17 protein-coding genes are annotated in these 16,645 nt (G+C 63.9%); 12 read left to right on the top strand and 5 right to left on the bottom strand.

All coding sequences use genetic code 11. The features are described from left to right. Window positions 1-13: 13 nt before the first annotated feature. A complete protein-coding gene (locus ACYG9Y_RS19700; protein ID WP_023738376.1) occupies window positions 14-502 on the bottom strand; it encodes an Lrp/AsnC family transcriptional regulator in 489 nt (162 codons plus the stop codon). An 82-nt stretch (window positions 503-584) separates the two neighbouring features. Here ACYG9Y_RS19700 and ehuR point away from each other — a divergent pair, with 82 nt between their 5' ends. The 10 genes from ehuR (at window position 585) to doeB (ending at window position 10,643) form a co-directional block, all read left to right on the top strand. Then, entirely contained in the window at window positions 585-1,970 is a 1,386-nt protein-coding gene (ehuR, locus tag ACYG9Y_RS19695; protein WP_023738377.1) for a MocR-like ectoine utilization transcription factor EhuR, read from the top strand. A gap of 124 nt (window positions 1,971-2,094) precedes the next feature. Then, window positions 2,095-2,880: an ectoine/hydroxyectoine ABC transporter ATP-binding protein EhuA gene (gene ehuA, locus ACYG9Y_RS19690; RefSeq protein WP_023667873.1), complete on the top strand. Its 786-nt coding sequence runs from the start codon at window positions 2,095-2,097 to the stop codon at window positions 2,878-2,880. Window positions 2,881-2,943: 63 nt separating this feature from the next. Further along, the gene (gene ehuB / locus ACYG9Y_RS19685) at window positions 2,944-3,795 is read left to right on the top strand and encodes an ectoine/hydroxyectoine ABC transporter substrate-binding protein EhuB (RefSeq protein WP_023682674.1); all 852 of its coding nucleotides are present in this window, start codon (window positions 2,944-2,946) and stop codon (window positions 3,793-3,795) included. A 206-nt stretch (window positions 3,796-4,001) separates the two neighbouring features. Further along, window positions 4,002-4,661: an ectoine/hydroxyectoine ABC transporter permease subunit EhuC gene (gene ehuC / locus ACYG9Y_RS19680; protein WP_023738378.1), complete on the top strand. Its 660-nt coding sequence runs from the start codon at window positions 4,002-4,004 to the stop codon at window positions 4,659-4,661. Further along, entirely contained in the window at window positions 4,661-5,320 is a 660-nt protein-coding gene (gene ehuD / locus ACYG9Y_RS19675; protein WP_023729203.1) for an ectoine/hydroxyectoine ABC transporter permease subunit EhuD, read from the top strand. The genes ehuC and ehuD overlap by 1 nt, the downstream gene beginning before the upstream one ends. An 8-nt stretch (window positions 5,321-5,328) precedes the next feature. Beyond that, complete coding sequence (gene eutA / locus ACYG9Y_RS19670) at window positions 5,329-6,108, top strand: ectoine utilization protein EutA (protein WP_023738379.1); 780 nt, start codon at window positions 5,329-5,331, stop codon at window positions 6,106-6,108. A gap of 5 nt (window positions 6,109-6,113) precedes the next feature. Then, a complete protein-coding gene (eutB, locus tag ACYG9Y_RS19665; RefSeq protein WP_023710007.1) occupies window positions 6,114-7,100 on the top strand; it encodes a hydroxyectoine utilization dehydratase EutB in 987 nt (328 codons plus the stop codon). 232 nt (window positions 7,101-7,332) lie between these two features. Beyond that, a complete protein-coding gene (locus ACYG9Y_RS19660; RefSeq protein ID WP_023749144.1) occupies window positions 7,333-8,325 on the top strand; it encodes a cyclodeaminase in 993 nt (330 codons plus the stop codon). A gap of 129 nt (window positions 8,326-8,454) precedes the next feature. Next, window positions 8,455-9,633, top strand: coding sequence for an ectoine hydrolase DoeA (gene doeA, locus ACYG9Y_RS19655; protein WP_023738380.1), 1,179 nt, complete (start codon window positions 8,455-8,457; stop codon window positions 9,631-9,633). A 5-nt stretch (window positions 9,634-9,638) separates the two neighbouring features. Continuing rightward, on the top strand, window positions 9,639-10,643 hold the full coding sequence (gene doeB / locus ACYG9Y_RS19650; protein WP_023738381.1) for a N(2)-acetyl-L-2,4-diaminobutanoate deacetylase DoeB: 1,005 nt from the start codon (window positions 9,639-9,641) through the stop codon (window positions 10,641-10,643). Window positions 10,644-10,668: 25 nt separating this feature from the next. Here the strand turns inward: doeB and ACYG9Y_RS19645 are convergent, their stop codons facing one another. Continuing rightward, on the bottom strand, window positions 10,669-12,165 hold the full coding sequence (locus tag ACYG9Y_RS19645; protein WP_023738382.1) for an aldehyde dehydrogenase family protein: 1,497 nt from the start codon (window positions 12,163-12,165) through the stop codon (window positions 10,669-10,671). 529 nt (window positions 12,166-12,694) lie between these two features. Continuing rightward, window positions 12,695-14,212, bottom strand: a complete 1,518-nt coding sequence (locus ACYG9Y_RS19640; RefSeq protein WP_023704770.1) for a winged helix-turn-helix domain-containing tetratricopeptide repeat protein — start codon at window positions 14,210-14,212, stop codon at window positions 12,695-12,697. Window positions 14,213-14,467: 255 nt separating this feature from the next. Between ACYG9Y_RS19640 and ACYG9Y_RS19635 the strand changes: the two genes are divergently transcribed. Both ACYG9Y_RS19635 and ACYG9Y_RS19630 read left to right on the top strand, forming a co-directional pair. Further along, window positions 14,468-14,695, top strand: coding sequence for a DUF1127 domain-containing protein (locus ACYG9Y_RS19635; RefSeq protein WP_023735668.1), 228 nt, complete (start codon window positions 14,468-14,470; stop codon window positions 14,693-14,695). Between the two features lie 102 nt (window positions 14,696-14,797). Then, window positions 14,798-15,979, top strand: a complete 1,182-nt coding sequence (locus ACYG9Y_RS19630) for an MFS transporter (protein ID WP_023704772.1) — start codon at window positions 14,798-14,800, stop codon at window positions 15,977-15,979. Here the strand turns inward: ACYG9Y_RS19630 and ACYG9Y_RS19625 are convergent. Further along, on the bottom strand, window positions 15,970-16,104 hold the full coding sequence (locus tag ACYG9Y_RS19625; RefSeq protein ID WP_023682661.1) for a hypothetical protein: 135 nt from the start codon (window positions 16,102-16,104) through the stop codon (window positions 15,970-15,972). The genes ACYG9Y_RS19630 and ACYG9Y_RS19625 overlap by 10 nt on opposite strands. A gap of 212 nt (window positions 16,105-16,316) precedes the next feature. Beyond that, window positions 16,317-16,481: a DUF3309 family protein gene (locus ACYG9Y_RS19620; protein WP_023667887.1), complete on the bottom strand. Its 165-nt coding sequence runs from the start codon at window positions 16,479-16,481 to the stop codon at window positions 16,317-16,319. Between the last annotated feature and the right edge of the window lie 164 nt (window positions 16,482-16,645).

Below are 16,645 nucleotides of genomic sequence, written 5' to 3'. Positions count from 1 at the left end.
ATTCTCTCCGGGCTTATGCCGACGCCGGCAGCAGATCGGCTATCGGCAGCACGATTTCGTCCTTCACCGTCCTGGTGACGATGTAGGTGAAGTAGCGGTCGATGCCGATCTCGCGCTCCAGCAGGTCGTCGACCAGCCGCTGATAGGCGTCGATGTCGCGCGTCATCACCTTGACCACATAGTCGACGCCGCCGCCCACCGACCAGCAGGCGACGATTTCGGGGATGTCGCGGATGACGCGTTCGAAGCGGTCGAAATCGGCCTGGCGATGGCTGGCCAGCGTCACCTCCATCAACACGGTGGCGACCGGCGCCACCACGCGCATGGCGATCCTGGCGTGGTAGCCCGAGACGATGCCTGCCTTCTCCAGCTTGCGCAGCCGCATCCAGCACGGCGTCGGCGACAGCCCGACCTGTTCGGCCAGCGCCAGCTTGGTGATGCGCCCGTCGCGCTGGATGGCGTCGAGTATCCTGAGGTCGACCGCGTCGAGTTTCGATGTCATCGGCGTCCGCTTTTTGTCGGCATCACCATGACGGCGCATTATTTCGATTGTCAATTGCACTGATTTCGATCTCTATTAAGTCATGACATCATGGCAACCCGACCCTGCGCTCATCCGCCGGCCAGCCTATCAAACGCTGGCCGACCAGTTCGCCCGCGCCATTCATGACGGGCGGCTGGCCAACGGCGCGCGGCTTCCAACGCATCGAAGGCTGGCAGACGATTTAAAACTGTCGGTGCAGACGGTCAGCCGCGCCTACGAAGAACTGATCCGGCGCGGCCTGATTTCGGGCGAGATCGGCCGTGGCAGCTTTGTCCAGACGCAGCGCCGCGAACCGGAGCCGCCCTATCTGCCGGAGCGCCTCGGCGAGGTCATCGATCTGTCGATCCTGAAGCCGGTCTGCGAGCCGATGCATCTGGAGCGGCTGAAGCAGGCGCTGGGCTGGCTGGCCGAAAACCTGCCATCGAGTTCGGCGCTGTCGTTTCGGCCCAACATGGTGTTTCCGCGCCACCGCGCGGTGGCGGTCGAATGGCTGAAACTGTGCGGGCTTGACGTCTCCGCGCAGAATATCAGCCTGACCAACGGCGCCACTGCTGGGATGACTGTAGCGCTGATGAGCGTTGCGCCGCCGGGATCGACTGTCGCCACCGAGGCTATCGGCCACCACACGCTGGTGCCGCTGGCGCGCTATCTCGGCTTCAACCTCGAAGGGCTGCCGATCGACGGCAATGGCTTGATCCCCGAGGCGCTGGACGAGGCCTGCCGGCTCACCGACATTCGCGCGGTATTCGTGCAGCCCTCGGTGATCAACCCGACGGCGACGCTGATGGACGCCAGACGGCGCGAAGAGATCGCCGCGGTCGCGCGCAAGCACGACATCGCCATCATCGAGAACGATGTGCTGGGTCCCTTGGTGGAGGACCGGCCGCCGCCTGTCGCGGCCTTTGCACCGGAGCGCACGCTCTACGTCACGTCCTTCACCAAGATCACCGTACCTGGCCTGCGCATCGGCTATCTCGCAGCGCCGGATCGCTACGTCGCGGCGGTGGCCAACCGGCATCTAGTGTCGAACTGGATGGCGACGCCGCTGGTGGCCGAGATCGCCACCAAATGGGTGACCGACGGCACCGCGATGGAACTCGTCCGCTGGCAGCGCACGGCCTTACGCCGCCGCCAGGATATCGCCGCCGAGGTGCTGGCCGGGGTCGACTACCGCGCCAGGCGCGACGGGCTGCATGTCTGGCTGCAGCTGCCACCCGACCGCGCCGAGGAGAGTTTTGTCGCCCAAGCCCGTTTGCAAGGCGTGGCAATAGCGCCCGGCACCTCTTTTCGCATTTCGGATACGCCTTGGCACCCGGCGGTGCGCATCTCGCTAGGCTCGACCACCGAGGGGGAACTGCGCGCCGGCTTAGGCGTTGTCACCAAGCTGCTGCTTGGCGATCCGGAGCATCTGCTGCTCGCTATCTGAGCGGAAATTGCCCTGAAATCATGCAGCGCCGGAAATATTGTCATGATTTTATTTTCCCAATTGACATGATTTGGCGCGTTCCCCATCGTTAAGGGCACAGGCTTCTCCAGCAGGGGAAATTCATTTGTCCACACCCATCATCAAGGTCGACGCCATTTCGAAGAGCTTCGGCTCGTTCAAGGTGCTGGACGGCCTGTCGATGCAGGTCATGCCCGGCGAGAAGCTGGCGCTGATCGGCCCGTCCGGCTCGGGCAAGACGACGATCCTGCGCATCCTGATGACGCTGGAGAAGATCGACGGCGGCCATATCCAGATCGATGGCGAGCAGCTCTATCACATGGAGCGCAACGGCCAGCTGCTGCCCGCCGACGAGCGGCACCTGACCAAGATGCGGCAGAAGATCGGCATGGTCTTCCAGCTGTTCAATCTGTTTCCGCACAAATGCGTCATGGATAACGTCACGCTGGCGCCGATGCTGACCAAGGGCACGCCTCGCGCCGCCGCTGAAAAGCGGGCCATGGAACTGCTCGACATGGTCGGCATGGCCGACAAGGCGAAGTCGATGCCGGCGCAGCTGTCCGGCGGCCAGAAGCAGCGCGTGGCGATTGCCCGTGCGCTGGCATTGTCGCCGAAGATCATGCTGTTCGACGAGGTGACGTCGGCCCTCGATCCGGAGCTGGTCGAGGAGGTGATGAATGTCATGCGCAAGCTCGCCGCAGAGACCGACATGACCATGCTGCTGGTCACCCACGAGATGGGCTTTGCCCACGACTTCGCCGACCGCGTGCTGTTCTTCGACCGCGGCAAGATCGTCGAAGAGGGCAAACCAGACGAGATTTTCCGCCATCCAAAGCAGGAGCGCACGCAAGGCTTCCTGAAGAAGATCATCGCGGCCGGACATCGTGTCTGACCGCTTTGCGGGGCGGAAGACCGCCCCAGACAAAACCAAGAAGACAACAAGGAGTTGGGAACAATGAAGAAACTTGGCATTCTGGCCGGCGTCGCCGGTCTCGCACTGACGGCGGTGCTCGCCGCGTCGAGCACCGGTTCGGCCGATGACAGCAAGCTCGAGCAATTGAAGGCACAGGGCTTTGCCCGCGTCGCCATCGCCAACGAGCCGCCCTATACTGCGGTCGCTGCCGACGGCAAGGTTTCGGGTGCGGCGCCCGACGTGGCGCGCGAGGTCTTCAAGCGCCTCGGTGTTGCCGACATCGTCGCTTCCATTTCGGAGTATGGCGCGATGATCCCCGGCCTGCAGGCCGGCCGCTTCGACGTCGTCACCGCCGGCCTGTTCATGAAGCCGGAGCGTTGCGCGGCGGTCGTCTATTCCGAGCCGGTGCTGTGCGACGCCGAGGCGATGTTGGTGAAGAAGGGCAATCCGAAGGGCTTCAAGAGCTACGAGGACGTCGCCAAGGACACGTCGGCCACCATCGGCGCGCCGGGCGGCGGCACCGAGGAGAAGCTGGCGCTCAACGCCGGCGTGCCGCGCGAGCGCGTCATCGTCGTGCCGGACGGCCAGAGCGGCCTGAAGATGCTGCAGGACGGTCGCATCGATGCCTATTCGCTTCCCGTCCTGTCGATCAACGACCTCGTCAAGAAAGCCAACGATCCGAACCTCGAAGTCATCGCCCCGGTGGTCGGCGCGCCGGTCTATTGCGACGGCGCCGCCTTCAAGAAAGGCGATGAGGCCCTGCGCGATGCCTTCGATGTCGAGCTCGCCAAGCTGAAGAAATCCGGCGAGTTCGCCAAGATCATCGAGCCCTACGGCTTCTCGGCCGCAGCCGCGATGTCGACCACGCGGGACAAGCTCTGCGCGGCGAAATAGCGCCGTTTTTGCCTTCTCCCTGTTCACGGGGAGAAGGTGGCCCGAAAGGCCGGATGAGGGGCGGCGCCAGGTTCTGAGAATTTAGCGCTGCCCCTCATCTGCCTGCCCGTCCTCCGCAGCAGCTGCGCTGCAGCTTCGGAGGGTGGACTGGCATCTTCTCTCCGTGAACGGGGAGAAGGAAGCTAACCGCCAACGTTGGAACCCGAATGACCCAGTGGTCCGGCTACCTCGGCCTCATATTGCAGGGAGCGCTTGTCACCATCGAGCTGACGCTGATGGGGTCGGTGCTCGCCCTGATCATGGCCTTCCTCGCCGGCATGGGCCGCGTGTCGCGCTTCTTTGCGCTGCGCTGGCTGGCCACCGCCTATATAGAATTCTTCCGCGGCACCTCGATCTTCGTGCAGCTGTTTTTTGCCTATTTCGTGTTGCCGTTGATCGGCCTCGAACTGACCCCGCTGCAGGCGGGCGTGCTGGCGCTGGGCCTCAATGTCGGCGCCTATGCGGCCGAGGTGGTACGCGGCGCCATCCAGTCGGTCGGCCGCGAACAATATGAAACCTGCATCGCGCTCAACCTCGGCCGCTGGCAAGGCATGCGCCACGTCATCCTGCCGCAGGCGCTACTGGTCATGCTGCCGACCTTCGGCAACAATGCCATCGAACTGCTCAAGGCGACCTCCGTGGTGTCGCTGATCTCGCTCGCCGATCTCACCTTTCAGGCGCAGGTCGTGCGCTCGCAGACCGGCAACACGCTGGCGCCGTTCACCACCATCCTGATCATCTATTTCGCCCTGGCGCTGATCATCTCCTGGGGCGTGCGTTCTCTGGAACGCCGCATGGCGCGCGGCCTCGACGGGGTGCGCGTCTGATGGATTGGGATTGGAACTTCGTTTGGGAAATCCTGCCAACGCTGATCCAGGGCGTGAAGATCACCATCCTGGCGACGCTGCTCGGCTCGGTGCTGGCCGCGATTGTGGGTCTGGGCATCGCGCTGGCGCGACGCTCGCCCAACAAGGTCCTGTCACGCAGCATCGGCTGGGCGGCCGAATTCATCCGCGGCACGCCACTTCTGGTGCAACTTTATTTCATCTTCTATGTCCTGCCGGATTTCGGCATCCTTTTGCCGCCCTTGGTCGCCGGCGTCATCGGGCTCGGCCTGCACTACGGCACCTACACGGCGGAAGTTTATCGCGCCGGCATCGACAACGTGCCGCGCGGCCAGTGGGAGGCGGCCAAGGCCTGCAATCTGAGCGCCACGCAGACCTGGACCAACATCATCATTCCGCAAGCGATCCCACCGATGATCCCGGCTTTGGCCAACTATTTCATCGCCATGTTCAAGGAGACGCCGCTCCTATCGGCGATCACCGTGCTGGAGCTGATGAACCAGGCCAAGAGCGTCGCCAACACCTACTACCGCTACATTGAGCCGATCACGCTGGTCGGCGCTTTCTTCCTCGTCATCAGCCTCTTCTCGGTCGTGCTGCTGCGCTGGCTGGAACATCGCTACGGCAAGATCGAAAGGTAATTCTCAAGATGAAACCGCTGCCCGAAATCAGGCTGATGCCGACAAGGCCGGCGCTCGATGCGCGCCCGCTGGAAAAGCGCGTCGGCCTGATCATCCTTGCCACCGACCACACCAGCGAACCGGATTTCCGCCGCATGGTGGCGAGCGAGCGGGTCGGCGTCTATGTCGCGCGCATTCCCTACAAGAATCCGACGACGCCGGAAAACCTTCGCAAGATGCAGCCGGAGCTGGCGGCGGGCGCCGCGCTGATCCTGCCAGACGAGCCGCTCGACGCGATCTGCTACTCCTGCACCTCGGCCTCGGTGGTGATTGGCGACGCTGAAATCGAGGCCGCGATCCAGTCTGCCAAGCCGGGTGTTCCCGTCGTCACGCCGCCGATGGCCGGCGTGCGCGGGCTGCAGGCGCTGGGCGCGAAAAAGATCAGCATCCTCACCCCTTACACCGTCGAAACCTCCAGGCCGATGGCGACGTATTTCGGCGAGCGCGGCTTTGAGATCGTCAGCTTCACCTGTCTCGGCTTCGAGGACGATCGCGAGATGGCGCGCATTGCGCCGGCAGCGATTGTCGATCTCGCACGAGAGGCGACACACGCTGAGGCCGATGCACTGTTCGTGTCCTGCACCGCATTGCGCGGAGCGCTCGCGGTTCCCGGCATGGAACAGGCGATCGACCGCCCGGTCGTCACCAGCAATCAGGCCAGCGCCTGGAATTGTTTGCGGTTGTGTGGCGACGGGACGTCGCATCCCGAATTTGGCCGTCTGATGACGCTGCCTTTGCCGCGCGATTGACGATCATGACGACAGTCACCCTTAACGATATTCGTGCCGCCCGGGAGCGAATTGCCGGCAAAATCGAACGCACGCCGACAGGGTTATCTCACAGCCTTTCCGAACGACTGGGCATCCCCGTCCACCTCAAGCTTGAACACCGCCAGACCACCGGCAGCTTCAAGCTGCGCGGCGCCTCGAATGCCGTTGCTTCGCTGAGCGCCGAGGAGAAGGCGCGCGGCGTGGTCGCGGCGTCGACCGGCAATCATGGCCGTGCGCTGGCCCATGCTGCGAAGCTCGAAGGCATGCGTGCGGTGATCTGCATGTCGCGACTGGTGCCGGGCAACAAGCTCGACGAAATCCGTCGGCTTGGCGCGGATGTCCGCATCATCGGCAACAGTCAGGACGAGGCGCAGCAGGAGGTCGAACGGCTGGTGGCGCAGGAGGGACTGGTGATGCTGCCGCCCTTCGACCACCCGGCCATCATCGCCGGGCAAGGCACGCTCGGACTGGAGATGATCGAGCAGGTCCCGGATGCCGCTCTCGTCCTGGTGCAACTCTCCGGTGGTGGACTCGCCTCGGGCATCGCCGCCGCCGTCAAGGGCGTCAGCCCCGGGACAAAAATCATCGGCGTTTCGATGGCGCGTGGTGCTGCGATGAAGGCGAGCCTGGATGCCGGTCGCCCGGTCGAGGTGGAAGAACTGCCGACGCTGGCGGATTCGCTCGGCGGCGGCATCGGTCTCGGCAACCGGCTGACCTTCGCCATGTGCCGCGATCTGCTCGACGACGTCATCCTGCTCAGCGAGGACGAGATCGCCGCCGGCATCCGCCATGCCTATGAACAGGAGCGCGAGATCGTCGAAGGCGCCGGAGCGGTCGGCATCGCTGCGCTACTCGCCGGCAAGGTCAGGGCGACCGGGCCGGTGGTCGTTCTTCTCTCGGGCCGCAATATCGACATGAACACGCATCGCAAGATCGTCTGCGGTGACGCAATCGCGGAGCGCGCGGCATGAAAACTCTCCCACGCCGAATTCCCGCCCACCCCCCTCTGTCCTGCCGGACATCTCCCCCGCAAGGGGGGAGATCGGCAGCTTCGATGCGGTCGCTGTTCTTGCTGCGCTGGAGATTGGAGAAGGCAGGAGTGCAGTCCAATCTCCCCCCTTGCGGGGGAGATGGCCGGCAGGCCAGAGGGGGGTGTGACGGAACACTATCCTTCGTGGTGCGCGCTAGTACGGAGCGCGACACATGAGTCCGATGACCATCCTCACCGAGAAGGAACTGCGCACAATCGTGCCGCTCGATCTCGACGCGGTCGCCTGCGTCGAAAACGCTTTCCGCGCGCTCGCCACATTGCCGGTGGCGATGCCGCCGATTCTGCGGTTGGACATTCACGAGCAGCGCGGCGAGGTGGATGTGAAGTCCGCCTATGTGCCAGGAATAGACGGTTTCGCCGTTAAGATAAGCTCCGGCTTCTTCGACAATCCGAAGCTCGGTCTGCCCAGCGGGGGCGGCATGATGGTGTTGCTCTCGGCAAGAACCGGTGTGGTCGAGGCGCTGCTGCTCGACAATGGCTATCTCACAGATGTCCGCACCGCTGCTGCCGGCGCCGTCGCGGCGAAGCATCTGTCGCGGCCGGATTCGTCCGTCGCCGCAATCTTCGGCGCCGGCGTGCAAGCCGGGCTGCAACTCGAAGCACTCATGTTGGTGCGGCCGATCGCCGAGGCACGTATCTGGGCGCGCGATGCGGTCAAGGCGGAGACGGCCGCAGGCGCGCTGCGCGAAAAGCTCGGCATTCTCGTGCGCGCCGAGCCGGATGCAGCCAAAGCAACCATCGGCGCCGACATCATCGTCACCACCACGCCGTCGACCGAGCCGCTGATCAAGGCCGGCTTTGTCGTTGCCGGGCAGCACATCACCGCCATGGGCTCGGATGCCGAACACAAGAACGAGATCGCGCCGGCGATCCTGCGCATGGCCGATCTCTATGTCGCCGACAGCGCCAAGCAGACACGGCGTCTGGGAGAACTGCATCACGCCATCGCATCGGGCGTGATGGGAGCCGATGCCGCGGTCACCGAACTCGGCCAGATCATCGCCGGCGAACGGCACGGAAGGCGCTCACCCAGCGACATCACCATCGCCGACCTCACCGGCACCGGCGTGCAGGATACGGCGATCGCCACGCTCGCTCGCAACCGGGCGCGGGCGGCCAATGCCGGAACCATTTTTGAAAGCTGATGCTGGCCAAAGCGTGATCCGGAAGTGGAACCCGGTTTTTCCCAGAGATCACGTTCAAACAAGAACGACGAGCCTGTTTCCAACAAAGTTGAAACAGGCTCCAGGCCCAACAAACGAGGACCAAGAACAATGCAGCCGAACCTGAAATTCTCGCGTGGCGAATTTGCGGATCGCCTCGCCAAGACGCGAAAAGCCATGGAGGGGAAAGGCGTCGATCTGCTTGTTATCAGCGACCCATCCAACATGGCCTGGCTGACCGGCTATGATGGCTGGTCGTTCTATGTGCATCAGGCGGTGATCGTGCCACCATCGGGCGAGCCGGTCTGGTACGGTCGCGGCCAGGATGCCAATGGCGCCAAGCGCACCGCCTATCTCGCGCATGACAACATCGTCGGCTATGCCGACCACTACGTGCAGTCGACCGAGCGCCACCCGATGGATTTTTTGGCAAGCGTGCTTAGTGATCGCGGCTGGGGCAAGCTGACCGTCGGCGTCGAGATGGACAATTACTGGTTCTCGGCTGCCGCCTTCGCCGCGTTGCAGAAGCACCTGCCCAACGCCCGCTTCGTCGACGCGACAGCGCTGGTCAATTGGCAGCGCGCGGTGAAGAGCCCGACTGAAATCGACTATATGCGCAAGGCGGCTCGGATCGTCGAAGCCATGCACCAGCGCATCGTCGACAAGATCGAAGTAGGCATGCGCAAATGCGATCTGGTCGCCGAGATCTACGATGCCGGCACGCGCGGTGTCGATGGCGTCGGCGGCGACTATCCGGCGATCGTGCCGCTGCTGCCGTCGGGCGCCGACGCCTCGGCGCCGCATCTCACCTGGGACGACCAGCCGATGAAGTCGGGCGAGGGCACCTTCTTCGAGATCGCCGGCTGCTACAACCGCTACCATTGCCCGCTGTCGCGCACCGTCTTTCTCGGCAAGCCGACACAGGAATTCCTCGATGCCGAGAAGGCGACACTGGAAGGCATGGAGGCGGGGCTGGCGGCGGCAAAGCCCGGCAATGCCTGTGAGGACATCGCCAACGCCTTTTTCGCCGTGTTGAAGAAATATGGCATCGTCAAGGACAACCGCACCGGCTATTCCATCGGTCTCTCGTATCCGCCGGATTGGGGCGAACGCACCATGAGCCTGCGCCCCGGCGACCGCACCGAACTCAAGCCTGGCATGACCTTCCATTTCATGACCGGTCTCTGGCTGGAGACCATGGGACTGGAAATCACCGAATCCATCCTGATCACCGAAACCGGTGTAGAGTGCCTCGCCAATGTACCGCGCAAACTGGTGGTGAAGAATTGAGCCCGATGCCTAGCCTCCGCCCTTCCCCGATCGCCCCGACCGTCGATTTCGACAAGGACGGCGTGCAACATGGTTTCCTGCGCCTGCCCTACAGCCGCGACGACTCGGCCTGGGGTTCGGTGATGATCCCGATCTGCGTCATCCGCAACGGCAAGGGGCCGGCCGCGCTGCTCACCGGCGGCAACCATGGCGACGAGTATGAGGGGCCGCTGGCGCTCTACGATCTCGCCCGCACGCTCGATCCCAAACAGGTCAGCGGCACGGTGATCATCGTGCCGGCGATGAACTATCCGGCCTTTCGCGCCGGCACCCGGACGTCGCCGATCGACAAGGGCAACATGAACCGCTGCTTTCCCGGCCGTCCCGACGGCACGGTGACCGAGAAGATCGCCGACTACTTTCAACGCGAACTGCTGCCGCGCGCCGACCTCGTCTTCGATTTCCACTCCGGCGGCAGGACGCTGGATTTCGTGCCCTTCTGTGCCGCCCACACGGTGCCCGACAAGGCGCTGGAGCAGAAAGCCTTCGACGCGGTCGCCGCGTTCTCGGCCCCGTTCTCGATGCGCATGATCGAGATTGACTCCGTCGGCATGTATGACACGGCGGCCGAGGAATTGGGCAAGGTCTTCGTCAGCACCGAGCTTGGCGGCGGCGGCACCTCGCGTGCCCAGACCGTGCGGATCGCGCGGCGCGGCATCAACAATGTGCTGCGCCATGCCGGTATCCTTGATGGTGCGGTCGAGAAGGGCAGAACTCAGTGGCTCGACATGCCGTCAGGCGATTGTTTCTCCTTCGCCGAGGACGACGGCATGATCGAGACCATGGTCGATCTCGGCGAGCCTGTGAAAGAAGGCGCGGTGCTGGCGCGCATCCATTCCACCGGCCGCACTGGCATCGCCCCGCAGGAGATCAAGGCAAAAATGTCCGGCATGCTGGCTGCGCGGCATTTCCCCGGCCTGGTCAAAGCCGGTGACTGCGCGGCCGTCCTGGCCGTTTTGGTTTCATCGTGATTTCGCATAGAACGCCGCGCGAATATCAGTCGGTCTGGATCCAGACCGACTTGGTCTCCAGATACTCGTGCAGATGCTCGATGCCGCCCTCGCGGCCATAACCCGACATCTTCATGCCGCCGAACGGCACCGCCGGGTCGATGGCATGGTACATGTTGACCCAGACCGAGCCGGCCTTGACCCGGCGCGCAAGCTTGTGGGCGGTGCCCAGATGCGTGGTGAAGATGCCGGCGGCCAGGCCATAGGGCGTCGCATTGGCGCGCGCCACCGCTTCGTCGAGCGTGTCGAAGGGCATCGCCGAAATCACCGGGCCGAAAATCTCCTCGCGCGCGATGGTCATCTGGTCCGACACGGCGCCGAAGACCGTCGGCGCAATGAAGTTGCCGCCATCGTAGAGCTCGCCGGTCAGCCGCGAGCCACCGGCGACCAGTTCGGCGCCTTCGTCGCTGCCGGCCCTGATATAGCCCTCCACCTTGCCTGCCTGCCTGGCATTGATGAGCGGTCCGATTTCCGTCTCTGCCTCGATGCCATGGCCGATCCGCAGTCTGCCGGCGAAATCGGCGAGCCGGCGGACGAACTCGTCATGGATTTCGCGCGCCACGAACAGCCGCGAGCCGGCAATGCAGATCTGGCCCGAATGCACGAACACCGCCATCGCCGCGATCGGAACAGCCTTGTCGATGTCGGCGTCGCGGCAGACGATGATCGGCGACTTGCCGCCGAGCTCCAGCGAAACGCGCTTGAGGTTAGCCACGGCTGCCCGCGCGATGGCCTGGCCGGTCAGCGTCGATCCGGTGAAAACGATCTTGTTGACGTCTGGATGTTCGGCGAGCCGCGCACCGGCTTCGGCCCCGGTGCCGGTGACGACGTTGACGACGCCGTCGGGCACGCCGGCTTCCTGCATCAGTTGCGCGATCAGCAGCGGCGTCAGCGACGCATCCTCGGACGGTTTCAGCACGATGGTGCAGCCTGTCGCCAGCGCCGGCGCGATCTTCCAGATCGAGGCGGCGGTCGGCGCGTTCCAGGGAATGATCGCACCAACGACGCCCACCGGCTCGCGCCGGGTGAAGGTGACGATCTCGCCGGGAATCGAATTGTCGATAGCCTCGCCATGCAGCGCCGTCGCCATGCCGGCATAGAAGCGCAGCATGCCGATGACGCGGCGCCGGTTGGCGAGCGTGCGCGTGACCGGCAGCCCCATGTCCAGCGTGTCGGAAACGCTGAGCTCTTCCCAATGCGTCTCGAACAGATCGGCGATCCTGAGCAGCACGCACTGCCGCTCGTAGGGTGAGAATTTGGACCATGGGCCTTCGAAGGCCGCGCGCGCGGCGGCCACCGCCACGTCGATATCGGCAGCCCCGCCCCGCGGCACTGTCGCCAGCACCTCGCCTGTTGCCGGATTGAGTGCCTGCATGCCCTGGCCGGACTGCGCCGCGACCCACTTGCCGCCAATGAACATCGGTCGGAATTCGCCATGGTACAACGCCGTGGCCTTCGCCTTCGGGTCGAAGTTCAGCGTCATCTTTTCCTCCTCGCAATTCCGTGGCGACTATTACTCCCGCCGCCGGCCTCAAACAAGGAAAGCTAAAGGGCGCTCAGATAATCAGGTTGTGCGGACTTCCCGATCACGCCAGCCGCTAGAGCGTGATCCAGAAAAGTGGGAAACGGTTTTCGGAAAAGATCATGCTTCGACAAACGGCATCTAGAAAATCATCCGGCATCTAGAAAAATCGCGAGTTGTCGGAGCGCGTCGCTGAAAGCTCAACGAGGCAAGCCGATCATTGCCCACGGCGACCGCGATGCCGGCATTGCAGACGAGAGCGCAATCAGGCAGTCGCCAGCCGCCACCCAGCGCTCACCCGTGGCCGGATCGATCGTGGCCGTTCCAGCCGGCTTCACCGTGACAGAGGTTTCGCGCGCCGCTTCGCTGCAATCGCTGTTGGATGACTGCACGCGGAAGCAAGATCGGTCGAGCGGCCTCGCGACTTGCAAACATTGACAGATTGAGCCGCAACCGACGGTGCCTGGCATCGATCGAGCACGCCGGTCCGTCACTCCGGAAGGCCGGCCTTTCGGAAGCCATCGACGAAATGGTCGAGCGTGGCCGTGTCGCGGAACGGCTCCGTCTCGACCCAGTGGCGGGTGGTGAAATGTGGGTTCGCGACAAGGAAAAGGTCGACCTCGGCGCGCGCCTCATCGATCCGGCCGAGTTGCGCAAGGCTTGCCGCAAGGAAACGGCGCGAGCTTGTCCGATACGTCTCGTCCCGGCGCGTCGTCTCGACCGCGGCTTCATAGTCGCGCGCCGCATATTGCGCCTGGCCGAGCGTCAGGTAGTACCAGCTTGCCGGAAACGGGTTCAGCCGGAATGCCTTGCTGATATAGTCGAGGCCCTCCTCGACGCGCCCGGCCAGGACCGCGATGTCGGACAATGTCGCCCAGGCATCGGCCTCGTTCGGGTCGAGCTCGAACGCCTTGGCAAATCCCACATCCGCTTCGTCGAATCTGCGCTCATAGGCAAGCAGGTTGGCAAGCACCCAGTGGCAGCCGGCATCGTTGGGATCGATCGCCACAGCCTTGCGCGCCAGTTCCAGGGCAAGGCCGCGGGCAGGCTCAATGGGCTCTCCCCAATGCACCCATCCCATCCAGTGGTTCATGGCAAGCCAGCGATAGGCTTCGGCATAGTCCGGATCGAGCGCAAGCGCGCGCGTCAGCAACAGATGCGCTTCGCGCGCCGTCTCCGGCGAGACGTCGATCAGGTTGCGGGCCCGCACGCACAGATCGTAGGCCTCGAGATTTCGGGGCCGATTGCGCGGCAGCGGCGCGCGCAGCCGGCCAAGCAGCGCCTCGACGATCTTGGCCGTCACCTCGTCCTGAACGGCAAAGATATCTTCCAGGCCGCGATCGAAGCGGTCTGCCCATAAATGCTCGCCGCTCAGCGCGTCGACCAGCTGGGCGTTGATGCGCACGCGCCCGGCGGCGCGTCTGGCGCTGCCCTCCAAGAGATAGCGCACGCCAAGTTCCCTGGCGACCTCGCGCACATCCACCGCCTTGCCCTTGTAGGCAAAGGTCGAGTTGCGCGCGATGACGAACAGGCCGCCGATCCTCGACAGGTCGGTGATCAGGTCTTCGGTCAACCCGTCGGCGAAGGCTTCCTGCTCGGGGTCGTTGCTGAAATTGGCAAAGGGCAGCACGGCTATCGACGGTTTGGCAGGCAGCGGCAAAGCCTGTCGCTTCTCGTCGCCGAGCTGTTCGATGGCGCCGGTGAAGCGATAGCCGACGCGCGGAACGGTCGATATCCATTCTCCGCCGTTCGTGGCCGGACCCAGCAGCTTGCGCAATTGCGCAATCTGGACGGTGAGGTTGCCTTCCTCAACGGCGGTGCCTGGCCATGCCGCATCCATCAACTCGGCCTTGGCCACGATCTCGCCGGGCCGGGCGACGAGCGCCGCCAGCAGCTGCAGTCCGCGGTGGCCGGCGGCTACGGGAACTTGGTCCCGAAGGAGCGTTCCCGCACCCGGATCAAGCACGAACGGACCAAAGGCAAAGCGCGATCCCTGCATAACGCGCATCTATAGAGCAATTCCAGGAAAGGTGTGAAGGCGGTTTTCCCACGGGAAAGCGCGGCGGAGCGCTTCACGGACGTATGGCGTCAAAACAAAGAGTTGAGCACCTCGCCGTTTCCATGAAACGGCGAGGTGCTCTAGCCGGTTTGGAACTTTTGAGAACTATTTGGCCGGGCTTAATTACGGCGCCGTCCGCATGCGGCAGAGTTCAACCTCTTGCAAGCCGAGGGCTGTCGCTCCTCAAACCGAATGGAGGTTGCCATGAACGATACCCTTGCTTCTGCTCGTGCAGCCTTGCCGGAAAAGGCGGTGTCATCGGGCCGGCGTCCGACGGGCCCGCGGGGCATGATCGCGGCCTGGCGCGAGCGGATACGCTTTCGCTGGGACCTCAAGCAGATGGCGGAGGCCAATCCGCACCTGATCGACGATATCGGTCTGACCAGACGCCAGCTCGAGGCCGAAATCGTCAAACGCTTCTGGCAAGTGTGAGCTGATGTCGCGGATAAGACCCGCCCGCCTGTTTGGGCGTACCGCGGCGTTTTGCCGGCATTTGCACTTGCCGGAACGTGCCGATCCTGCTTCGAAGTCGGCATGAGCGCCGAAGACGCGACGTCACCGCCGGAGAACCACATCGCATGGGCCGCGATGGCCGGCATCATCGCGACAGTTACGGTGTTCGCCATAGCACAGGGGCTGACGTATCCGCTGCTCAGCTTCATCCTGGAACGGCAAGGGACGACACCGGGCCTCATCGGCCTCTCGGCCGCGATGACGCCTCTGGGTTTCATTATATCGTCGCTCTTCACGCCGGCGCTGGTCCGGCGGGTGGGCGCGGCGCGCTTTGCGGTTGTGTGTTCGATCCTGGCAGCAACCGTCCTGATCGCGATTGCCTGGACGCAGGATGTATGGGCCTGGATGCCGTTGCGCTTCCTGCTCGGCTTCTTTGCCAATCCGCTTTACGTGATCAGTGAAACCTGGCTGGTCTCGATCACACCCGCCGCACGCCGAGGCCGCATCATGGGCCTATACTCCTCCATCGTTTCCGCCGGCTTTGGCCTCGGCCCGCTGTCGCTAGGCTTGGTCGGCACGCAAGGATGGCCACCCTTCATCATCGGCAGCGCGGCCTTCCTTGTCTGCGGCCTGATCGTGCTTGCCGTCGCGCCACGCCTGCCCGACATGCCGCGTGAGGGCGAAGCGGTGTCGGTCGGCGGCTTCTTCGCGCTGGCGCCGCTGCTCTTGTTCGCAGTCTTCACGGCTGCCGCCTTCGAGCAAGTCCTGCTTTCGCTGTTCGCGGTCTATGGTGCCGCGCTCGGCAGCACTGAGCAGCGCATCGCTTCGCTCATCACCTGTTTCATCGCCGGCAATGCCGTGCTGCAGGTCGTGCTTGGGCGCGCCGCCGAACGGTTTGGCTCGAAGCCGATGATGCTGTTCTGTGTCCTGGCTTGCCTGGCCGGTTGTTTGCTGTTGCCGTTGCTCTTCGCTACATGGCTTGTCTGGCCGCTCTTCTTCGTCTGGGGCGGGGTCTCGTTCGGGATCTACACGCTGTCGCTGATCCAGCTCGGCGAGCGTTTCACCGGTCAAGCCTTGATCGCCGGCAATGCCGCCTTCGCGTTCGTATGGGGGGTAGGCGGCATCGTCGGCTCACCCGTGGCCGGGCTGGCGATGCAACTGACCGGACATCAGGGACTGCCATTGTCGCTTGGCCTGCTGTGCTGCGTGCTGGTGGTGTTTCTGCTGGCGGAGTTACGGCGGGTTGACCGCGTTCAGGCGTAAGGCGTGCCTGCCATTGCGGCCTTCAGGCCGATGCTGCCCTTGTCGACAATAGCGAGAAAGGCCGGACCCGCCTCGTCGCCGTCCTGGGTTTCTCGAAGCGTCCGATCCGCCTCGATGAACGCCACGGCCGCCAGGCGGGTGTCGGGGTCTGCAGCTTACGCCCGCCGCCTTCGGATAGTGCCACCATTAGGATATCCCAGCTCGTCGCGTTCGCTCTCGCTCGCGCCGACGCCGGCCCAGTCCGGACCAGCAATGTCTTCAGCTGCCATGTCTTCAAACCTCGATGTCAGGCGAAAACGCGGCCGCCGTAGAAACTCGGCGGCCGCCAATGGCGACGCTATATTCGCCCGAGAACAACCAGAATGATCACGATGATCAGCACCAGCCCGAGGCCACCGCCGCCATAGTAACCAGTGCCGTAGAACGGGCCGCCGCCGAGGCCGCTGAAGCCGCCGAGCAACGCGATGATCAGGATGATAATAAGAATGGTACCCAGGCCCATATGCCGTCTCCTTCGCTGCCGCGCCGTTCACGGCGCGGCTCGAAGAACTAAACTCCCAGCAAGCCTTCCTGTTCCCCGGCGATTTTCATCCGACGGCTAAGGAACGAAAGCCATCATGACGGCGTTTGCTGAGGTTCAGGCGCAAGCTGCGCGTGCCATCGCGC

Source organism: Mesorhizobium sp. W050 (assembly GCF_054719535.1).
The sequence above is the reverse complement of the archived record's forward strand: the minus strand, read 5'-3'. Positions and strand labels throughout refer to the sequence as shown.

Coding starts and splice junctions, on each gene's coding strand:
- ACYG9Y_RS19700 (WP_023738376.1), bottom strand. CDS start 502: ATGACATCGAAACTCGACGCGGTCGACCTCAGGATACTCGACGCCATC.
- ehuR (WP_023738377.1), top strand. CDS start 585: ATGACATCATGGCAACCCGACCCTGCGCTCATCCGCCGGCCAGCCTAT.
- ehuB (WP_023682674.1), top strand. CDS start 2,944: ATGAAGAAACTTGGCATTCTGGCCGGCGTCGCCGGTCTCGCACTGACG.
- ehuC (WP_023738378.1), top strand. CDS start 4,002: ATGACCCAGTGGTCCGGCTACCTCGGCCTCATATTGCAGGGAGCGCTT.
- ehuD (WP_023729203.1), top strand. CDS start 4,661: ATGGATTGGGATTGGAACTTCGTTTGGGAAATCCTGCCAACGCTGATC.
- eutA (WP_023738379.1), top strand. CDS start 5,329: ATGAAACCGCTGCCCGAAATCAGGCTGATGCCGACAAGGCCGGCGCTC.
- eutB (WP_023710007.1), top strand. CDS start 6,114: ATGACGACAGTCACCCTTAACGATATTCGTGCCGCCCGGGAGCGAATT.
- ACYG9Y_RS19660 (WP_023749144.1), top strand. CDS start 7,333: ATGAGTCCGATGACCATCCTCACCGAGAAGGAACTGCGCACAATCGTG.
- doeA (WP_023738380.1), top strand. CDS start 8,455: ATGCAGCCGAACCTGAAATTCTCGCGTGGCGAATTTGCGGATCGCCTC.
- doeB (WP_023738381.1), top strand. CDS start 9,639: ATGCCTAGCCTCCGCCCTTCCCCGATCGCCCCGACCGTCGATTTCGAC.
- ACYG9Y_RS19645 (WP_023738382.1), bottom strand. CDS start 12,165: ATGACGCTGAACTTCGACCCGAAGGCGAAGGCCACGGCGTTGTACCAT.
- ACYG9Y_RS19640 (WP_023704770.1), bottom strand. CDS start 14,212: ATGCGCGTTATGCAGGGATCGCGCTTTGCCTTTGGTCCGTTCGTGCTT.
- ACYG9Y_RS19635 (WP_023735668.1), top strand. CDS start 14,468: ATGAACGATACCCTTGCTTCTGCTCGTGCAGCCTTGCCGGAAAAGGCG.
- ACYG9Y_RS19630 (WP_023704772.1), top strand. CDS start 14,798: ATGAGCGCCGAAGACGCGACGTCACCGCCGGAGAACCACATCGCATGG.
- ACYG9Y_RS19620 (WP_023667887.1), bottom strand. CDS start 16,481: ATGGGCCTGGGTACCATTCTTATTATCATCCTGATCATCGCGTTGCTC.